Genomic DNA, 17,330 nt, shown 5'->3' with positions numbered 1-17,330 from the left:
CTTGAGCTTTAACCGATCTGCGGGCTGATTCCTCGCCGCCCCGGTGAGGTGTGGTCCGCGACCTGCGGGGTGTGGCAGGCCAATCAGCCCGGATCCAGAAACTGAAGGCAAGATGGGTACATGCTGGTTCCCTCCCGTCGTCGACTGCGCATTGAAGTCTGGATTGTTTTAGGCCTGTCCCTGGGGCAGTCCGCCGTGTACTCGGTGGTGCAGCTTCTGGACAAAATGACCCGGGCGCCGCTGGTGGAAGGCACCTCCACCCTCAACCGTTCGCAGAGCACCCGTGAGTACTTCGACCTGACCTACCAGCTGTTGGACATCATCTTTGCGCTGGTGCCGGTGCTGCTGGTGATCTACTTCCTCACCGACCAGCGGCAGGCCGTTGGTCCCGGCGGCGGCCACTCGGGCTCGGCCTTCCGGAAGCTGGGGTTCAATTTCGCCCATCCGGGCAGGGACCTGCTTCAGGGGCTGGGACTGGCTGCGCTGATTGGCATCCCGTCCCTCGGCCTGTATGCCGCGGGCAGGGCGCTGGGAATCACCACCGCCATCATCCCGAGTGCGCTGGACGCCTACTGGTGGACTGTGCCTGTGCTCATCCTGTCCGCGATCCGTCATGGGGTGGTGGAGGAAGTCATCGTGGTGGGCTATCTGATGGACCGGTTCGGAAAGTTCGGCTGGAGTCTGCCGGTGTCCATCGTGGTGAGCTCGCTGTTGCGCGGCAGCTACCACCTGTACCAGGGATTCGGGCCCTTCATTGGGAACGTGGTGATGGGCGTCGTCTTCGCCTGGCTGTATACCCGGACCAGGCGGGTGATGCCCCTGGTGATCGCCCACGCACTGCTGGACATCGTGGCGTTCGTGGGATTCAGCCTCTTCGGCAGGGCGGTCGGGCTCGGGTAGGACAGTCAAGCTGACACGGTAAGGTTGAAGCGCCCAGGCTGACGGAGCGCCGTTGACTCGGCCCAGCTCACACGCTTATGCCTGAAGCGGACCAGCTGACAAAGCAAGGTTCGCTCTTCCACAGTTGAGCCATATCGGATTGCTCCACCCGTCCAGCCCGGTAGGCCCGGAATGCGTGATCTGCGGGTCACCGGGCGGCCCTCTTGGATTCCGGGTTCGCTAAGAGCGGCCGTGGAGGAACCGCTCTATGAAGTCTTCTCCGGGGGAGGACCTGTAGACAAAGTCCGGGGGCAGGCAGGACGGATTGAGGCGGACATGCCCCAGTTGTCCTGGCTTCAGTTGTTGTGGCCAGTGGGGTGGTTCCCAGTCGTGGTGTTCGGCTTTGTAGTGGCGGCCGGTGGGTGAGGTCCAGCCCGGTGGTTCGTTGTGGGTGGCCGGTGTGGGCGTCCAACTGGTGGCATGTTTGAGGCGGTGGTGTTTTGGGCAGAGCTGGGCCAGGTTGCTGATCCCGGTGTTGCCGCCGTGTTGCCAGGCTTGAAGGTGGTCTGTTTCGTTGTCGAGGGAGGGGTTGTTGCAGCCGGGGAAGGTGCATTTTCCGTCCCTGAGTTGCAGTGCTTTTTTCATGGCTTTGGTGAGCCGGTAGCTGGTGCGGCCGATTTCCAGTGGCGCGCCGTCCCTGGGGTCCACCAGTACCCGGTAGAACGAAGTGGCGCCGCCTTCGACGAGTTTGCGGGCCATGGACGCGGGGATCGGGCCGTAGCCATCCAGTATCGCTGGCTCATCGGTCGTGCCCATCAGGGAGAGGGCCGGCACGGTGACGAGGACATCCGCTCTGGGTGCCGGGACGTTGCCTAAGGCGGCACCCGCGTAGGTTTCACCCGGCTTGCCTGCAGCCGGACCGCTTTGTCCCAAGCTGCTTTGTCCTGTGCCGGCCTTTCCCGCGCTGCTTTGTCCTGTGCTGCTTTGTTCTGTGCTGGTTTCAGGGCCGGGGTGAAGTGCCGTTCCGGCGCGGAGCAGGAGGCTGGCGGCGATGTCGGGGCGGAGTTGTGTCATGGTGCGGGGTTCGTCGGGGCCTTGGAGGCCGCGGGCGAGGGCGGTGGTGCGGTTCCAGATGGCTGAGGCCTGGTCCGCAGGGACGTAGAGGGAAACCCGGGCCATGCCGTCGCGGTCCGGGGTGTATTCCATCCGCCGGTCCGCGGCGCATTTGGCGTGGCGCTTCTCCAGGCTCTCCGGGTGGTGGCGTTCCCGCCAGTTCCTGGCCTTGGCACGGAACCTGTACGCGGGTAATTCCCCGATCGGGGCGGCCGTAGGCGGCCGGGGCACCTCCGGGTCCAGGAAGTGGGCCTCCAGTGCCGCAGCGCCGGCGGGGTCAAGGCCGGCGGTTTCCTCCACCATGACCAGGGCGTGCGGCCAGGTAATCGACCCTTTCTGCAAGGCAGACAACGTCAGCGGCAACTCGTTGGCCACGGTGTGGGAGGCGGCCAGGAACGCACCCGCTGCCCGGGGCCCGAGGGCCAGGAGGGCGCCGATTTCCGCCGGGACAGCCATCTCCAGCGCCTGCACCGGCATGTCCGGCCCAGCGATGGCCTGGGCAGTGTCCGCGTACGTCACGGCAGCGCGGGCCTTCACAGCAGCGAACCCGGCTTCAGCGGTGCGCGCCCCGGCAAGGATGTCCAGGCACCCATCACCCAAACCGGCCAACGGATCAGCAGCCGAGAACGGCTCCAACCCACAGCCCTCCGCCTCGGCATTGAGCACGGCAAGGGCAGCATTGATGTCCTCAAACGCCTTCACCACCGCCGCTTTCCCCATAAACCAATCATCGTGAGGGGGTCTGACAAATCAGGGTCTTCAGAGGCTGTCCCAGGAAATTTCTTCAAACGTTTTTTGACGCTTTCGATGGAAGCCCAGGACACCAGGTGATGGCGCGTTGCGGGGAAAGCTGCGGGAGGTGTGGTGGGTTTCTCTTCAACCCGGGAATCGGGATCCTTCAGACGATCGGGGAATATGGCTGCCGGCCCAGCCTCAATCCCGGACAGGTCCGGGACATGGATTCGGCCGCCATCAACTGGTGACGCCGTTGTCACCGGCTGATGGCGGCCGAAGTTTGGGAGGACAGGGTGCCCAGGCAATACCCCGGGCGCGCCACTGCGATGCCCGGGCGCGGCGGCCCGGGCAGCGGAAGGAACGTCAGATGGTGACGGCTCCGGTGGCGGTTTCGAAAGTGACGGACAGGATGCCGGGCGTCCCATGCGGTGCCACCCACTCAACGGCCACGTCTTCAAGCGGCTTCTCCACCGGCTCGCCCAGCCATTCGGTGACCCGTGCTGCCGAGCCTGCGATGGTGAGGCAGCTCATCTTCACGTTGCTCTCGTAGGCATTGGACGGGTGCAGGGAAGGATCACCCTCCCACTTGAGCATGTAGGGAACCTGGGGGTCGGCGATCAGGCCGAGGATGCCGATCTGCTTCCAGACGAGTTCACGGCCGTCCGGAAACTTGCGGTTGCCGTTCACTGCAGAGCGTCCGAGCCGCTCTTCAAACGGGGCGAGGTCGTCCACTTCGACGCACCAGCCCATCCAGCCGCCGCCCGCCGCGGACCGGGCACGCACGGCCTGTCCGAAGGGGGCCTTGTCCGAAGCGGGGTGGTCCAGGACCTCCACGACCTCGAGGTACTTGTGGCCCGCGAGCGGGATAATCATGTTTCGGGTACCGAACCGCGGGTGTACCCCGCCCTTCACTGCCTCAACGCCGAGGGCAGAGGAAATACGTTCGGTGGTGGCCGCCAGGCCATCGTGTTCACAGGCGTAAGAGACGTGATCCATGCGCATGCCATCATCTTGGCACTTTGTGATCGGGCTCTCAGCTAAGGGTAGCCTTACTGGGATTTTCGCTGGTCAGCGCCCACAAACCGACGGCAGGGCGCGTAAAGATGTTCAGGACCATGTTCGTCACAATGCTGTCCGCCGCACTCTGCGTGTTCCTACACTGGGCTCAGGTCATGAGTGCCAGCATCAAGCCCCGGCTCGCTGGCCGGCAACCCTCCAACCGCGGTGGGGTGCCCCGGGTGAGGACCTGGCTGTCCGGCAAAAGGCCGGATGGCAAGCGCGGCCCGCAGTGCTTCGAGCATGCCGGGCCAATGTCAAAGGAGCCTTGAATTGTCCAACGGATGGTCCTTCGAAACCCGCCAGATCCATGTTGGGCAGGAACCGGACAGCGCCACCGGCGCCCGCGCCCTCCCCATCTACCAGACCACGTCCTTTGTTTTCCCGAGCGCGGAGAGTGCCGCCAACCGCTTCGCGCTGGCGGAGCTGGCTCCCATCTACACGAGGATCGGCAACCCCACCCAGGAGGCCGTGGAACAGCGGATCGCCAGCCTGGAAGGCGGCCTGGGGGCCCTGCTGCTCAGCTCCGGGCAGGCCGCGGAGACGTTCGCCATCCTGAACATCGCCGAGGCCGGCGACCATATTGTGGCCAGCCCCAGCCTCTACGGCGGCACCTACAACCTCTTCGCGCACACCCTGAAGAAGTTCGGCATCTCGGTCACCTTCGTGGCGGACCCGGACAATCTGGACCAGTGGCGCGACGCGGTGCAGCCCAACACCAAACTCTTCTTCGGCGAAGTGGTCTCCAACCCGCGCCAGGATGTCCTGGACATCGAAGGCGTGTCCCAGGTTGCGCATGAGGCCGGGGTGCCGCTGATTGTGGACAACACCCTGTCCACCCCGTACCTGATCCGTCCGCTGGAGTGGGGTGCGGACATCGTGGTGCACTCGGCCACCAAGTACCTGGGCGGCCATGGTTCTGCCATCGCCGGTGTCATTGTGGACTCCGGGAAGTTCGACTTCGGAAAAGACCCGGAAAAGTTCCCCGGGTTCAACACCCCGGACCCCACCTATAACGGGCTGGTCTACGCCCGCGACCTCGGCGCAGAGGGAGCACTGGGCGCCAACCTCTCCTACATCCTCAAGGCCCGGGTCCAGCTCCTGCGCGACCTGGGCTCGGCGGTGTCGCCCTTCAACGCCTTCCTGATCGCCCAGGGACTGGAGACGCTGAGCCTGCGGGTGGAGCGGCACGTCGCAAACGCCACCGAAGTGGCGCGCTGGCTGGAAGGAAGGGACGACGTCGAATCCGTCGCCTACGCGGGCCTGCCCTCCAGCCCCTGGTACGAGCGGGGCCGCAAGTACGGACCGAAGGGAACCGGCGCCATCGTCTCGTTCAACCTGGCCGGCGGGGCAGAGGCGGGCAAGCGCTTCGTGGACGCCCTTGAACTGCACTCGCACGTGGCCAACATCGGCGACGTCCGCTCCCTGGTGATCCATCCGGCGTCGACCACCCACAGCCAGCTCTCGCCCGAACAGCAGGAAGTGGCCGGCGTGACGCCCGGACTGGTGCGGCTTTCCGTGGGCATCGAACACATCGACGACATCCTCGCGGACCTCGAAGCCGGCTTCAGGGCGGCCAAGGGAACCAGCGGCGCCTGAGGGCCGGCAGGAGCGCCGGCAGGAACAGCGGCGGCAAGCCGGGAAGTCACAACCAGTCACACTCTTGGCAGCGGGCGGGGGCAGTTTCGTACACTCAATGCAGGTCATGAGTGCCAGTGACAGCCCCGGCTTGCTGGCCGGCAACCCTCCTTCCGCGGTGGGGTGCCCCGGGTGAAGACCTGGCCTGCCGGTCAGACGACGGCAGGCAAGCGCGTAGAAGAGGTCTTGCCATGACGGTTACCGTCACCCGTACCACCGTTCCCGAACACGGAATTGTCCGCTATGCCTCCATCGGCGGGCTGCAGCTCGAGGCAGGCGGCTACCTGCCGGACGTCACCCTGGCCTATGAAACCTGGGGCACGCTCAATGAGGACGGCAGCAACGCTGTCCTGATCGAGCACGCGCTCACCGGCAGCACGCACGTGACCCGCGGCGACACGGACGAAGAAGGCTGGTGGGAACAGCTCGCAGGACCTGGCGCTCCAGTGGACACGGACAGGTTCTTCGTCGTATCAATCAACATCGTGGGCGGCTGTTACGGGTCCACCGGGCCGTCCTCGCCCGCCCCTGACGGCAGGCCCTGGGGCTCCCGTTTCCCGCTGGTGACCCTCCGGGACAGCACCGCGGCTGAGGCCCGGCTGGCAGACCAGCTGGGCATCAGCAGCTGGTTTGCGGTGCTGGGCGGGTCCATGGGGGGCGCCCGTGCGCTGGAATGGGCCGTGACATATCCGGAACGCGTGCAGCGCTGCGCCGTGATCTCCGTGGGAGCCGCGAGCACCGCCGAGCAGATCGCCTTCGCCCAGGCGCAGACGCTGGCCATCCGCCAGGACGCCAACTTCAATGGCGGTGACTATTACGGCGGGCCGCTTCCGGAGGAGGGCCTGGCCCTGGCGCGGCGCATTGCCCACATCACCTACCGTTCGCCCCTTGAACTGGACGGGCGCTTCGGCCGGGCACCCCAGGCTTCCGAATCACCGCTGCAGGGCGAGCAGCTGGCGGCGCGCGGACGCTACCAGGTGGAGAGCTACCTGGACCATCAAGGCACCAAGCTGGTCCATCGGTTCGACGCCAACAGCTACATTGCCATCACCGAAGCACTGATGAGCCATGACGTCTGCCGCGGCCGCGGGCCCCTGGAACAAACGCTGTCCCGTACCGGCGCCCGCTTCTTTGTGGCCGCCGTGGATTCGGACCGGCTCTACTTCCCGTCGCAGTCCCTGGAACTGGCCCGCGCGCTCCCGGGAGACGTGGACGTCAACTTCATCGAGGCGCCCATCGGGCATGACGGATTCCTCACCGAAATCGGCCAGCTGGGGCACCAGCTCCGGACCAGCTTCCTGGTCTGACGGTTCCTAGCCGTTCATGATCTCGGTGCGGCGGGCCATGTATTCCTCCATGGAGAGCTCACCGTTGCTGTACTGCGTATCAAGTTCCGCGAGTTTGCGCGCGCGGTAGCCTTGCGGGGCCGACGGCGGCGGGGGAGTTGCCGGGGCAGCGGGCTGCTGCGGGGCTTCTTCGCGCTGTCCGGGCTGCGGCTGCCCGGACTGTCCGTAGCCGGGCTGTCCAAACGGCGGCTCGCCGAAAGCCGGCTGCCCGTAGGGCGGGAACTGCTGGCCCATCGGCGGGACAGGCGGGAGCGGCTGAACGGGCGGCAGCGGCCCGCCGGAGAGGGGCTGGGGCCGGTCAAGCTGGCGGAATCCGCCGCCGAAGTAGTCCTGCTGGGTGAAACCGTCCCGGGGCTGCTTGTTTTGCGGGCCGTTGGAGCCGGGGAACATCCCGCCGCCCGGAAACTGGTCCGGGTAGCGCCCCGTAAAACTCTGCTCGTGGTTCCTGCGGGCCACCGACTTCCGGTACATCCGCAGGGCCATCGGGATCAGGAACGACAAGATAATGATCCAGAAAAACAAGTTGCTCACGGTGCCGTGCCTCTCATTGGTGTCCTTCCAGCTTAAGCCCCGGGCTGCACGCGGACGGTGGGGAGTCCCATAAAGGCGCCGTACCGTTCCACAGCTGCCTGAACCGCTTCGGCCAGGGGAGAACCCGGAGTTTCAGCCCGCGAGAGACGGATGTCGACTTCACATCGGCCGGGAAGCAGCGTGTGCCGCCAGGAACCGGTCATCCGCCCGTCCAACAGCACCACATGCATCGGCTCGCCCTGGAACGGGAAAGTCGGGGCGTTGCCTCCGAGGTAGTGCCGCGTGGCGGAATAGCCCATCACGTACTCGTCGTAGCACTGGATGAGGTCGATCCGCGGGCCGGCTTCCCCGGCACCACCGGCGCCCGCTTCCGCGGCGTCATGGCCTCCGGCTTCGTAATAAGGCGCGGCACTGTAATAGTGCACGACGCCGTCAATCACCGTTTGGGCCAGGGCTTCAGGGTGCGCCTCAACAGCGAGCTGCAGGCCCTTCCGGACGTCCGTCATGGTCAATCCGGACCAGTCCGCGCAGTCCTTGACCGTCGCGGGGCCGCGGCTGCTGAAATAGCGGCGGGCCAGTTCGGCCAGCGCTTCCGCCCTTTCGGGTGCGGGCTCCGGTCCTGCAGGGACCCGCTCGTCGAAGAGCGCGTACGTCTGCTTCAACGCCCCGCCCGGGCTGCGCACAGGCGTGCCGCTCACCAGGACCCCGCTGATTTCCGCGTGCATGACCAGGTAGGCAAGTTCCAGGCCCTTCGCCGGGAACCCGGCGTCGTGCAGCCTTTCGGCCAGTCCCTCCCGGGGAAGGTGGTTTCCGCCCGCCACCGCGCTGGCCAGGACTTCTGCGCTCCGGGCGGCAACGGCTGCGTCGATGCCGGTACGGCGGTAGGTTGCGGCGTTGGCCTGCTCGAGCGGAGGTGCGGAGAGCGCTAGAAGCCAGCGGAGATCGTCCCGGTGGACAAAATGCCACGTGGGCCGGAGGATGTGGGTCCGCAGGATACGGCCGTCCGTCACGGCCTGCTCGATGTCCGCCGCGGTAACCGGGCCGGCACTGGCGGCCACCCGCTGGGCCAGGCTCCACCTGGCATAGGGAAACTCCTGCGCCTGCACTGCCAGCAGGGACCGCAGCGCAACTTCGGGGGACGCAGCGCCTGGCCCACGCAGCATCTGGGACAGCAGCCGCAGCTGCACTACCTCGTCGGGTTCCAAGCCCGCCAGGGGCTGCCCCGCCGCCGCATCGGGCGTCCCTGTGTCCACTCCGCTAGCGCCGGGCAGCCTCGGTGGTGCCGAGCGGTCCCTCGCCCGAACCCAGCGGAACGCCCGGCCCGAACACGGGTCCCGGTGTCGGCCGCTTGGGCAGGATGCCGTCACCGGAGGACTGGTGCCGCAGCCGGCGCAGCACCCAGGGCACAAAGTACTCGCGGGCCCACACGAGGTCTCCGGACCGGGCCTCTCGCCAGGTCCGCGGCGGCAGCGGCTTGGCCTGCAGCGGTTCCAGGGTGTGGTCAACGTTGAGTGCGTCCAGCACCATTGCCGCGATGGTGTGGTGGCCCAGCGGCGAGAAATGCAGCCGGTCCGCGTCCCACATCTGCGGGTCGCTGAGCTGGCGCAGGGACCACATGTCGGCGATGACCGCGTCGTGCCGTGCTGCCACCGTCCGCAGGTTCTCGTTGTAGATGGCCACCTTGCTGCGGATCCTGCCGAGCACTGAGGACCCTGTGTCCGGGCCGTTGAAGAGAACCACGGTGGCGCCGCCCATTGCCAGGAGCTGGACCACGGAATCAAGTTTCTCCGCCAGCGCATCGGGGTCGCCGCCCGGGCGGATCAGGTCGTTTCCGCCGGCGGAGAGGGTCACCAGGTCCGGTTTCAGCGCCAGGCACGGAGCGAGTTGCTGGTCCACGATCTGCTGCAGCAGCCGGCCGCGCACAGCCAGGTTCGCATAGGCGAAGTCGGGCTTGGTGCGGCTCAGTTCCTCCGCCACTCTGTCAGCCCAGCCGCGGTAGCCGCCGGGGCTTGAGGGCTCGGGATCGCCGATGCCTTCGGTAAAGGAATCGCCCATGGCCACATACCGGGTCCAGGGGTGGGATCCGGCAGGGGCAGTGGACGTTGGGATGCTGGTTGTGTCAGTCACGGTCCTATCCTGCCTTCCGTTTCGCGGGCTGCGCGAACGTAGGTTGTTACCTTTGGGTAACTGTAAGAATGGAAACCATGACTGAAGCCGAAGTATTTCCTGCCCCTGTAGTTCTGTGGTCCCATCCCGAGGACCAGCGCGACGGCAAGCCCCTGCTGGTACTCCTGCACGGCTACGGCGCCAACGAACAGGACCTGCTCAGTCTGGCCGACCTGCTGCCCGGAGACTTCGCCGTAGCGTCCGTCCGGGCCCCGATCGCCACGGGCCCCGGCTTCACCTGGTTCCCGCTCACGGCCTCCATCGACTACTCGGTGAACCGGGTCAAGGCGGCTTCGTCCTATGTCCTGGAATGGATTGACGCCATCCGGGTGGGCCACCCGTCGGTGACCCTGCTCGGCTTCTCGATGGGCATGGCCATGGCCACCACGCTCCTGCGGCAGCGGCCCACTGACTTCGCCGCCGTCGTCGGACTCTCAGGCTTTGCGGTGGACGCCGGGGACGATCCCTCGTTCAAGGACAATGAACTCGACGGCACCGTCCCCTTCTTTTGGGGCCGGGACCAGCAGGACCCCGTGATCACCCCGGACAAGATCGACTTCACCATGGGCTGGGTTCGCAAGCACGTCAAGCTCACCAAGGTCCTCTACACGGGCATGTGGCATGGCATCAACCAGCAGGAGATCGGGCACGTGTCCGAGTTCCTCACGCACGAGGTGCTCAAGAAGTAGGAGTACGACGGCGGGCGGCGGCGCGCGCTGTTGGGCCCGCCGTGGGTGCCGGGATACGGTGCCGGTCAGGCTTCCGGCGCCACGACCTTCACTGTCTGGTTGTTCACGGTGACAGTGTCCCCGTCGTGCAGCTGGCGGCCGCGGCGGTCATCGATCTCCCCATTGACCTTGACGAGCCCGTTCTTGATCAGGTCCGCCGCCTCCACGCCGTCCTCCACGAGGTTGGCGAGCTTCAGGAGCTGGCCAAGGCGGATCATGCTGTCGCGGATGGGGACCTCTTCAACGTTGCTCATGAAGCAATAATGCCTGACGTAATGTGGATTCAATGACCTCCACCCACCGCCTGCCACTGCTCGCAGGCCTGCCGCTGGCGGTGGGCTCGGGCCTTGCCATTCCCGTCCAGGGCCGTATCAACGGTGCGCTGGGAGCCCGGCTGGACGATGGCATCGCCGCGTCCGTGGTGAGTTTCAGCACAGGCCTCCTGCTGATGCTCCTGATCTCGCTGGTCCTGCCGCGCGGCCGCGCCGGGCTGGCCAGCATCCTCCCCGCCGTCCGGAACCGGGCCTTTCCCCGGATCTACGTCCTTGCCGGCGGCATCGGCGCGCTGTTCGTTTTCGCCCAGTCCTTCACCGTGGGGATCCTCGGCGTAGCCCTCTTCACTGTTGCCACCGTCACCGGGCAGACCCTCAGCGGACTGCTGGTTGACCGGCTGGGCATCGGGCCGGCGGGCAAGAAATCAGTCACGGGGATCCGGATCATCGGCTGTGTGCTGACCATCGCCGCCGTCGCCTGGGCCGTATCTCCACGGTTCAGCGCGGCAGCGGGAGGCACGGGAGCCGGCGCACCGGACGCCGGCCCGTCAGCCCTGCTGCTTCCCCTCCTGCTGCCTGTGCTGGCAGGGTTCCTGATGAGCTTCCAGCAGGCCATGAACGGAACAGCCACCGTTCATTACGGCACTCCCATCGCCGCCACGCTGGTCAACTTTGTTGCCGGTTCCCTGGTGCTGTGGACGGCCTACGGCATCAAGCTGGCAGTGGCCGGGCCGGGCAACCCGCTGCCGGGGGAGTGGTGGTACTACGTGGGCGGTCCCATGGGCTGTGTGTTCATTGGCCTGGGCGCGCTGCTGGTCCGCAGCCTGGGCGTGCTGGTCACGGGCCTTGGCATGATCGCCGGCCAGCTGCTGGGCTCGCTGGCCCTGGACCTGATCCTGCCCGCGCCCGGGACAGTAGTGGCGCCGGCCACCGTACTCGGCACCATCCTCACCCTTGCCGCCATTGTCCTGGCAACCCTGCCCTGGCCGCGGGGAGCTTTCCGGAGGTAGGCACCGGTAGGCTAGGACACGCAGCTTTTCACGCATCTTTCCTTCATCCGCCCCTCCCGGCAGCCAACGGTGCAAACCTGCGGCGCAACCGGGGCCTGAAAACCGCGGACCGCACCCAGCGGCCCTGTAGAAATTGGAGTTACCCCCATGGCAGCAAAATCCGTTCTCGACCAGGTCATTTCCCTCTCCAAGCGGAGGGGCTTTGTGTTCCAGGCCGGTGAGATCTACGGAGGTTCGCGTTCTGCCTGGGACTACGGGCCCCTCGGTGCGGAACTGAAGGAAAACATCAAGCGCCAGTGGTGGCAGTCCATGGTCCGCGGCCGCGAGGACGTGGTGGGCCTGGACTCCTCGGTCATCCTGCCCCGCCAGGTATGGGAAGCCTCCGGCCACGTCGAGGTCTTCTCGGACCCCCTGGTGGAGTGCCTTTCCTGCCACAAGCGCTACCGTGCGGACCACCTCGAGGAAGAGTACGAGGAAAAGAAGGGCCGCCCCGCCGAGAACGGCCTGAAGGACATCGCCTGCGCCAACTGCGGCACCCGCGGCGAATGGACCGAGCCCCAGGAATTCTCCGGCCTGCTCAAGACCTTCCTGGGCCCGGTGGCCAGCGAGGAAGGCATGCACTACCTGCGCCCGGAAACGGCCCAGGGCATCTTCGTGAACTTCAACAACGTCCTCACCACCTCCCGCAAGAAGCCGCCGTTCGGCATCGGCCAGATCGGCAAGTCCTTCCGCAACGAGATCACCCCCGGCAACTTCATCTTCCGCACCCGCGAGTTCGAGCAGATGGAGATGGAGTTCTTCGTCGAGCCCGGAACCGATGAGGAATGGCACCAGTATTGGATGAAGGAGCGCATGTCCTGGTACACCGGCCTGGGCATCCGGGAGGAAAACCTGCGCTTCTTCGAGCACCCGCAGGAAAAGCTGAGCCACTACTCCAAGGGCACCACGGACATCGAATACCGCTTCGGGTTCCAAGGCTCCGAATGGGGTGAGCTGGAGGGCATCGCCAACCGCACCGACTTTGACCTCTCCACCCACGCCAAGGCCTCCGGCACGGACCTGAGCTACTTCAACCAGGCCACCAACGAGCGCTACACCCCGTACGTCATCGAGCCCGCCGCCGGCCTGACCCGTTCCTTTATGGCGTTCCTGGTGGACGCCTACACCGAGGACGAGGCGCCCAACGCCAAGGGCGGCGTGGACGTCCGCACCGTGCTGAAGCTTGACCCGCGCCTGGCCCCGGTCAAAGCCGCCGTGCTCCCGCTGAGCCGCAACGAGGACCTGTCCCCGAAGGCCAAGGACCTCGGAGCGCAGCTGCGGAAGAACTGGAACATCGACTTCGACGACGCCGGCGCCATCGGCCGCCGCTACCGCCGCCAGGACGAAATCGGCACGCCGTTCTGCATCACCGTGGACTTCGACACCCTCGAGGACCAGGCCGTGACCATCCGCGAGCGGGACACCATGAGCCAGGAGCGCGTCTCCCTGGACAAGGTGGAAGGCTACCTGGCCGCACGCCTGATCGGCGCCTAGCCATGGCCATCGAATACCGCGAATGGCGCGAGGGGGACGACCTCGCCCTCCTGGAAATCTGGGGCGGCCCGGAAACCTCCCAGGCCCGGCAGTTCCGTGGTGCCCTGGCGCTTTCCTCCGACGGGAGCAGCTCGCCGTGGCGGCGCTGCATCGTGGCCGAGGACGTCATCGACGGCGTCGGCATACCCGTTGCGGCGGGCGTGGTGTACGAAGCCTCGCTGCACCCGGAACGGCTCTGGACCTACATCGAAGTGGCGCGGGACCACCGCCGCAACGGCATCGGTGCCACGCTCCTGACCATGCTGCGCCGCGAAGCGGACAAATCGCCGTCGGGCGTTTCGAAGCTCCGCGCGAAGGTGGAGCCGGGCACCCCCGGCGCCGCCTTCGCCGAACATTTCGACCTGACTCCCATCCAGCGTTCCCGGCTGGTGGTGGTGGAACCGGGCGCCCTGCGGCTTCCCGTGTTCCCGGCCAAGGACGGGGCCAGCGGGCCGTCAAACGATGAAAACGCCGGCTCGGACGTGGTGATGGACCTGGCCACCGGCTCCGTGGAACTGACCGACGTCGTGGGACGTTACTACACGGCCATCCACGGCTGGGATTCGCCCGGCGTGCTGTCCGTGGGACAGGTGCAGAAGCTGTTCCTGGACGACCTCACGGGAGCCCACGGCGCCATCGTGCTCCGCGCCCAGCCGGAGTCCGCCTTCGGGGCCGGCGTTGCGCCCAGTAAGAAGGGCCGGATCCGCGCCTTTGCCGTCAGCTATGCCGCCCCCGCGGACCCGGACGCCGCGCCCGGGCAGGAGGCTGCCGGGCAGGAAGCACCCACGGACGTGTTCGTGGGCCATGAGCCGGCGCTCGCCGCGGACGACGCCGCCGAAGCGGTCCGGGACATGCTCGCCCTCATCGCGTACCAGCACCCGGTGATGCTGGAACTGGACGATTCCATGACGGCACTGCGGGCCGCCGTCGAGCCCCTGCTGGAAAGCGGGAAAGCCCGCCTCGCCGGCCCGGAGACCCTGGTGGTCTCGGACTAAGCCGCCCGGCCCACCCACCTGGCTCGCAGTTGACGCGTTGTCTCGACGGCTGCGAGTCAGTTGGTTGCTCTGCGGGAGGTACGACGGCGGCCCTTCAGCACGTCTTCGGCATCCAGCAGTTGCCGCTCGGCTTCGGACGGGGCGCCGCCGGCCAGCTCGGCGGGCATCCACCACGCGCCCGGCGCGCCAGGCAGGGGAAAGTCCTCGATACAGCCATCGATGCCGGCCTGCAGCCGTGTGCGAAGTTCAGCCGTGGCGGCTTCGGCGTCAACGTCCGGCGGAACCCGCAGGGGCTCACCCACATGGACCCGGACCGGCGCACGCCACGCCACCCGCGGTGAAAAGCCGTGACCCCGCGTCAGCAGCCGGTGCGCGCCCCACACCGAGACCGGAATGACAGGCACGCCGGCTTCCGCAGCCATCCTGACGGCGCCGGTTTTGCATTCCCGGACTTTGAAGCTCCTGCTGACGCCGGCCTCCGGAAACACTGCCAGGTACTCGCCGCTGCGCAGCTTGGCGACGGCCTCATCGAGCGCTCCGGCACGTTCGGTGTAGCCCACCACCACACTGTTCGTGGCACTGATGGCCGGGCCGGCGAGCCAGTGGTCGGCAGCGCCCTGATGGATCATGAAGCGCAACCGGGCCCGGGCATGCTTCCACAGGATGAGTTCCACCGGGGCGAAGTCCACATAGCCGAAGTGCGTGATGGCAAAGACAGCGCCGTTGCCCGGCGTTACCTCGCGGGCGATCCCATGGCGCGGTCCGGGCGCGGGCAGGTGCTCCAAACCGGTGGCAAGGATCCTGATCCGGAAAGCCCACCGGAGGAACAGGCCAAGGCGGACAATGAGCCGGTAGAAGCGGTCACTCGGCCGGGGGCGCCAGGCCATGCTGTTCCTTTCGTTCGTGACCCCGCGGGGCGGGCAGGGCGTACCGGATGCTTACAGGGTTACCTGCACCGACGATTCCGGGAGCAGCTGGTCAAACCCCCGTGGCAGGGACACATCCGCCCCGGCCGCTTCGTTGAAGGCCTTCAGCACAAAGCCGGTGGAGAGCGTGTGCCACAACCGGACCTTGCGGAGCATAAAGTGCCCGGCACCCTTGAGTGCCACGTACTGCATGGAGGCGGCACCGGCGGCGGCGCGCCGCGAAAACGCGAGCGACGCCGACGGGCTGGTCCACCGGTCGAAGGTGCCGTGGACAATCAGCACCTTCCTGTTGTTCACGCCGGATACCGGCGTCCCCGGGCTGAGCCACGGGGCCAGGGCCACGACCGCTTCCACCTGCGGGTGGTCGGCGGCGCACACGGCCGTCAGGCCGCCCATGGAATGGCCCACCAGGAATATCGGGACGCCGGGGTGCCTGCGGGTGATCTGTTCGAGGGCCCAACGCGCGTCCTGCAGCGGCGTCATGTCCTCCCCGTTCCAGCCCCGCACACTGTTGCGGAGGGACCAAACAGCCAATCCGTGCCGCCTGCCTGCCCGGTGGATGTGCCGGGCAAAAGGCACCATCCGCGCAGGGCTCAGGTGCCGGGCTTCCACCGGTTCACGGCTGTGCGACTTCCCGCCGTGCAGCACCAGGGCGATACCCAGAGTGGGACCCTGCGCCGGCAGCACGCTGAGCACGGGCCGGTGGACCGTTTCCGCAGCCGCTCCGCCCGTGTCCAAGTTGCCATCTTCCATACTGTGGTTGGCCATGCCCGGTTCCTCCCCGTCCTGCCGATCCATTTATCAACCCTAAGGTGCCGGACGTAGAGTTCAACGTATGAGGTTCTACTGCTGATGGGGTCCGGCCACACACACGCTTCTACAGATCATTCGGAGCCGACACCGCAGGCGATTGCCGCCCGCCGGCGGGCAAACCGGATCCTGGCCGCAGTGCTCATCCCGCTGACCCTGCTGACGCTGGCCGGCATGGCGATGCTCTGGCCCTCCGGGAGCAAGGAAGGCATTTCCCTGGCCAACCCATACTCGGCGGCCCCCGGCGTCACCTTTGATACGGGGACCATCCAGAGCGTGGCCACAGAGAACTGCATGCAGGGCGTCGCCCAGCAGGGGCCCGGGGAGCAGGGCCAGGCACAGCAGTCCCAAACCCAGCAGGGGCAGGGATCGGACTGCACCTTCGCCTTCACCGAACCGGACAAGGGCGGGAGCCCGGTGAAGGTGGTCATCAACCCGGACGTGGCTTCGTCCCACGGCGTGGAACCCGGCGACCAGATCCGCTACCTGAACCTGTCCAACGCCCAGGGCGCCTCAGCCTCACAGGGTTCACCCGCCTACATCTTTGTGGATTTCGTCCGGACCCTGCCCATCGTCCTGCTCGCGCTGCTGTACGCGGCGGTGGTGATCGCAGTGGCCCGCTGGCGCGGCCTCCGTGCGCTGATCGGACTCGTGGGCGCCTACTTCGTGCTGGCCAGTTTTATGCTGCCGGGCCTGGTGGAGGGGAAGCCGCCGCTGCTGCTGGCGCTGGTGGGATCCACGGTGATTATGATCGGGGTGCTGTACTTCGCCCACGGCTTCTCCGCGCGGACCTCCACCGCCCTCCTGGGCACCATCTTCGGACTGGCCATCACGGCGCTCCTGGCGGCGTGGGCCACCGACGCCGCCAACCTCGCGGGCGTGGGCAACCATGATGCCACCACCCTGGTGAACACCTCGGCCAACATCTCCATCTCCGGGGTGATCCTGTGCGGGCTGATCATCTCCGGACTGGGTGTCCTCAATGACGTCACTATCACCCAGTCCTCCGCCGTCTGGGAGCTGTACGAACTCGCGCCGCAGAGCAGCGCACGGAAGCTGTTCACCTCCGCCATGCGTATCGGCCGAGACCACATCGCCTCCACCGTGTACACCATCGCGTTCGCCTACGCGGGCGCGGCCCTGCCGATCCTCATCATTGTGATGCTCTACGACCGCCCGCTCGCTGACACCCTCACCAGCGCAGAACTCTCCGAAGAGGTCATCCGCACCCTGGTGGGTTCCATCGGCCTGGTCCTGGCCATTCCGGTCACCACATTGATTGCGGTGCTGGTTGTTAAGGCCACCGGTTCCCCGGCCGTGGAGGTGGCGGGTTCAGACGGAGGGTCCGGCAGCCGGCCAACAGACGACGGCGGCCGGCCGCCAGTTGCCGAACGGGCAGGCGGGCGCGAAACAACGCAGCCCGCCGTCAACCCTGACGATGTCACCGATACCGGAACGCTTGCGGCCGCAGCCTTCCAGACCCGGCGCGGACGAAGGGCCGCCGAAAGGGACTGACAGAGGCACGCAGAACCACCCGGAATCCACGATTTGCC

The 17,330-nt window shown here is 66.8% G+C and carries 16 protein-coding genes and 2 riboswitches; of the genes, 8 read left to right on the top strand and 8 right to left on the bottom strand.

Annotation, left to right across the window (positions count from 1 at the left end; all coding sequences use genetic code 11):
- Window positions 1-120 precede the first annotated feature (120 nt).
- Complete coding sequence (locus ARTSIC4J27_RS13820; RefSeq protein ID WP_050055773.1) at window positions 121-900, top strand: CPBP family intramembrane glutamic endopeptidase; 780 nt, start codon at window positions 121-123, stop codon at window positions 898-900.
- A gap of 219 nt (window positions 901-1,119) precedes the next feature.
- Here ARTSIC4J27_RS13820 and ARTSIC4J27_RS13815 read toward each other — a convergent pair whose 3' ends face one another.
- Together ARTSIC4J27_RS13815 and ARTSIC4J27_RS13810 are read right to left on the bottom strand one after the other, a co-directional pair.
- Complete coding sequence (locus tag ARTSIC4J27_RS13815) at window positions 1,120-2,712, bottom strand: HNH endonuclease signature motif containing protein (RefSeq protein WP_050055772.1); 1,593 nt, start codon at window positions 2,710-2,712, stop codon at window positions 1,120-1,122.
- 378 nt (window positions 2,713-3,090) lie between these two features.
- Complete coding sequence (locus tag ARTSIC4J27_RS13810; RefSeq protein ID WP_050055771.1) at window positions 3,091-3,729, bottom strand: VOC family protein; 639 nt, start codon at window positions 3,727-3,729, stop codon at window positions 3,091-3,093.
- A gap of 166 nt (window positions 3,730-3,895) precedes the next feature.
- A riboswitch (SAM riboswitch) is annotated at window positions 3,896-4,012 on the top strand.
- Window positions 4,013-4,056: 44 nt separating this feature from the next.
- On the opposite strand from ARTSIC4J27_RS13810, the gene ARTSIC4J27_RS13800 reads away from it, so the two are divergent.
- Together ARTSIC4J27_RS13800 and metX are read left to right on the top strand one after the other, a co-directional pair.
- On the top strand, window positions 4,057-5,382 hold the full coding sequence (locus ARTSIC4J27_RS13800) for a bifunctional o-acetylhomoserine/o-acetylserine sulfhydrylase (protein ID WP_050055769.1): 1,326 nt from the start codon (window positions 4,057-4,059) through the stop codon (window positions 5,380-5,382).
- Window positions 5,383-5,484: 102 nt separating this feature from the next.
- A riboswitch (SAM riboswitch) is annotated at window positions 5,485-5,600 on the top strand.
- A gap of 12 nt (window positions 5,601-5,612) precedes the next feature.
- Complete coding sequence (gene metX / locus ARTSIC4J27_RS13795; protein WP_050055768.1) at window positions 5,613-6,728, top strand: homoserine O-acetyltransferase MetX; 1,116 nt, start codon at window positions 5,613-5,615, stop codon at window positions 6,726-6,728.
- A 6-nt stretch (window positions 6,729-6,734) separates the two neighbouring features.
- Here the strand turns inward: metX and ARTSIC4J27_RS13790 are convergent, their stop codons facing one another.
- The 3 genes from ARTSIC4J27_RS13790 to ARTSIC4J27_RS13780 are packed head-to-tail and all read right to left on the bottom strand — an operon-like array spanning window position 6,735 to window position 9,353.
- Entirely contained in the window at window positions 6,735-7,298 is a 564-nt protein-coding gene (locus ARTSIC4J27_RS13790) for a hypothetical protein (RefSeq protein ID WP_050055767.1), read from the bottom strand.
- A gap of 32 nt (window positions 7,299-7,330) precedes the next feature.
- On the bottom strand, window positions 7,331-8,551 hold the full coding sequence (locus ARTSIC4J27_RS13785) for a winged helix DNA-binding domain-containing protein (protein WP_235436680.1): 1,221 nt from the start codon (window positions 8,549-8,551) through the stop codon (window positions 7,331-7,333).
- 4 nt (window positions 8,552-8,555) lie between these two features.
- Window positions 8,556-9,353, bottom strand: a complete 798-nt coding sequence (locus ARTSIC4J27_RS13780; protein WP_235436691.1) for an SGNH/GDSL hydrolase family protein — start codon at window positions 9,351-9,353, stop codon at window positions 8,556-8,558.
- A gap of 149 nt (window positions 9,354-9,502) precedes the next feature.
- Between ARTSIC4J27_RS13780 and ARTSIC4J27_RS13775 the strand changes: the two genes are divergently transcribed.
- Window positions 9,503-10,153 carry an alpha/beta hydrolase gene (locus ARTSIC4J27_RS13775; protein ID WP_050055765.1) on the top strand — a complete coding sequence of 217 codons (651 nt, stop codon included), beginning with the start codon at window positions 9,503-9,505 and terminating at the stop codon, window positions 10,151-10,153.
- A 65-nt stretch (window positions 10,154-10,218) separates the two neighbouring features.
- Here the strand turns inward: ARTSIC4J27_RS13775 and ARTSIC4J27_RS13770 are convergent, their stop codons facing one another.
- The gene (locus ARTSIC4J27_RS13770) at window positions 10,219-10,446 is read right to left on the bottom strand and encodes an RNA-binding S4 domain-containing protein (protein WP_050055764.1); all 228 of its coding nucleotides are present in this window, start codon (window positions 10,444-10,446) and stop codon (window positions 10,219-10,221) included.
- 32 nt (window positions 10,447-10,478) lie between these two features.
- Between ARTSIC4J27_RS13770 and ARTSIC4J27_RS13765 the strand changes: the two genes are divergently transcribed.
- The 3 genes from ARTSIC4J27_RS13765 (at window position 10,479) to ARTSIC4J27_RS13755 (ending at window position 14,041) form a co-directional block, all read left to right on the top strand.
- The gene (locus ARTSIC4J27_RS13765) at window positions 10,479-11,474 is read left to right on the top strand and encodes a DMT family transporter (protein WP_050055763.1); all 996 of its coding nucleotides are present in this window, start codon (window positions 10,479-10,481) and stop codon (window positions 11,472-11,474) included.
- A gap of 147 nt (window positions 11,475-11,621) precedes the next feature.
- Window positions 11,622-13,007, top strand: a complete 1,386-nt coding sequence (locus ARTSIC4J27_RS13760; RefSeq protein ID WP_050055762.1) for a glycine--tRNA ligase — start codon at window positions 11,622-11,624, stop codon at window positions 13,005-13,007.
- 2 nt (window positions 13,008-13,009) lie between these two features.
- Window positions 13,010-14,041, top strand: coding sequence for a GNAT family protein (locus ARTSIC4J27_RS13755; RefSeq protein ID WP_050055761.1), 1,032 nt, complete (start codon window positions 13,010-13,012; stop codon window positions 14,039-14,041).
- A 56-nt stretch (window positions 14,042-14,097) separates the two neighbouring features.
- Here the strand turns inward: ARTSIC4J27_RS13755 and ARTSIC4J27_RS13750 are convergent, their stop codons facing one another.
- On the bottom strand, window positions 14,098-14,928 hold the full coding sequence (locus tag ARTSIC4J27_RS13750) for a lysophospholipid acyltransferase family protein (RefSeq protein ID WP_050055760.1): 831 nt from the start codon (window positions 14,926-14,928) through the stop codon (window positions 14,098-14,100).
- A 51-nt stretch (window positions 14,929-14,979) separates the two neighbouring features.
- The gene (locus ARTSIC4J27_RS13745) at window positions 14,980-15,735 is read right to left on the bottom strand and encodes an alpha/beta hydrolase (RefSeq protein WP_050055759.1); all 756 of its coding nucleotides are present in this window, start codon (window positions 15,733-15,735) and stop codon (window positions 14,980-14,982) included.
- An 84-nt stretch (window positions 15,736-15,819) separates the two neighbouring features.
- Between ARTSIC4J27_RS13745 and ARTSIC4J27_RS13740 the strand changes: the two genes are divergently transcribed.
- On the top strand, window positions 15,820-17,292 hold the full coding sequence (locus ARTSIC4J27_RS13740; protein WP_050055758.1) for a YibE/F family protein: 1,473 nt from the start codon (window positions 15,820-15,822) through the stop codon (window positions 17,290-17,292).
- Window positions 17,293-17,330 lie beyond the last annotated feature (38 nt).

The organism is Pseudarthrobacter siccitolerans (genome assembly GCF_001046895.1).
GTDB lineage: Bacteria > Actinomycetota > Actinomycetes > Actinomycetales > Micrococcaceae > Arthrobacter > Arthrobacter siccitolerans.
This window is presented reverse-complemented; position numbering and strand designations above follow the sequence as displayed.

Bases quoted from the DNA above. Each gene is read 5' to 3' on its own strand.
- ARTSIC4J27_RS13765 (WP_050055763.1), top strand. From the start codon at position 10,479: ATGACCTCCACCCACCGCCTGCCACTGCTCGCAGGCCTGCCGCTGGCG.
- ARTSIC4J27_RS13740 (WP_050055758.1), top strand. From the start codon at position 15,820: ATGGGGTCCGGCCACACACACGCTTCTACAGATCATTCGGAGCCGACA.
- ARTSIC4J27_RS13815 (WP_050055772.1), bottom strand. From the start codon at position 2,712: ATGGGGAAAGCGGCGGTGGTGAAGGCGTTTGAGGACATCAATGCTGCC.
- ARTSIC4J27_RS13810 (WP_050055771.1), bottom strand. From the start codon at position 3,729: ATGCGCATGGATCACGTCTCTTACGCCTGTGAACACGATGGCCTGGCG.
- ARTSIC4J27_RS13820 (WP_050055773.1), top strand. From the start codon at position 121: ATGCTGGTTCCCTCCCGTCGTCGACTGCGCATTGAAGTCTGGATTGTT.
- ARTSIC4J27_RS13750 (WP_050055760.1), bottom strand. From the start codon at position 14,928: ATGGCCTGGCGCCCCCGGCCGAGTGACCGCTTCTACCGGCTCATTGTC.
- ARTSIC4J27_RS13745 (WP_050055759.1), bottom strand. From the start codon at position 15,735: ATGGCCAACCACAGTATGGAAGATGGCAACTTGGACACGGGCGGAGCG.
- ARTSIC4J27_RS13760 (WP_050055762.1), top strand. From the start codon at position 11,622: ATGGCAGCAAAATCCGTTCTCGACCAGGTCATTTCCCTCTCCAAGCGG.
- metX (WP_050055768.1), top strand. From the start codon at position 5,613: ATGACGGTTACCGTCACCCGTACCACCGTTCCCGAACACGGAATTGTC.
- ARTSIC4J27_RS13770 (WP_050055764.1), bottom strand. From the start codon at position 10,446: ATGAGCAACGTTGAAGAGGTCCCCATCCGCGACAGCATGATCCGCCTT.
- ARTSIC4J27_RS13780 (WP_235436691.1), bottom strand. From the start codon at position 9,353: ATGGGCGATTCCTTTACCGAAGGCATCGGCGATCCCGAGCCCTCAAGC.
- ARTSIC4J27_RS13755 (WP_050055761.1), top strand. From the start codon at position 13,010: ATGGCCATCGAATACCGCGAATGGCGCGAGGGGGACGACCTCGCCCTC.
- ARTSIC4J27_RS13775 (WP_050055765.1), top strand. From the start codon at position 9,503: ATGACTGAAGCCGAAGTATTTCCTGCCCCTGTAGTTCTGTGGTCCCAT.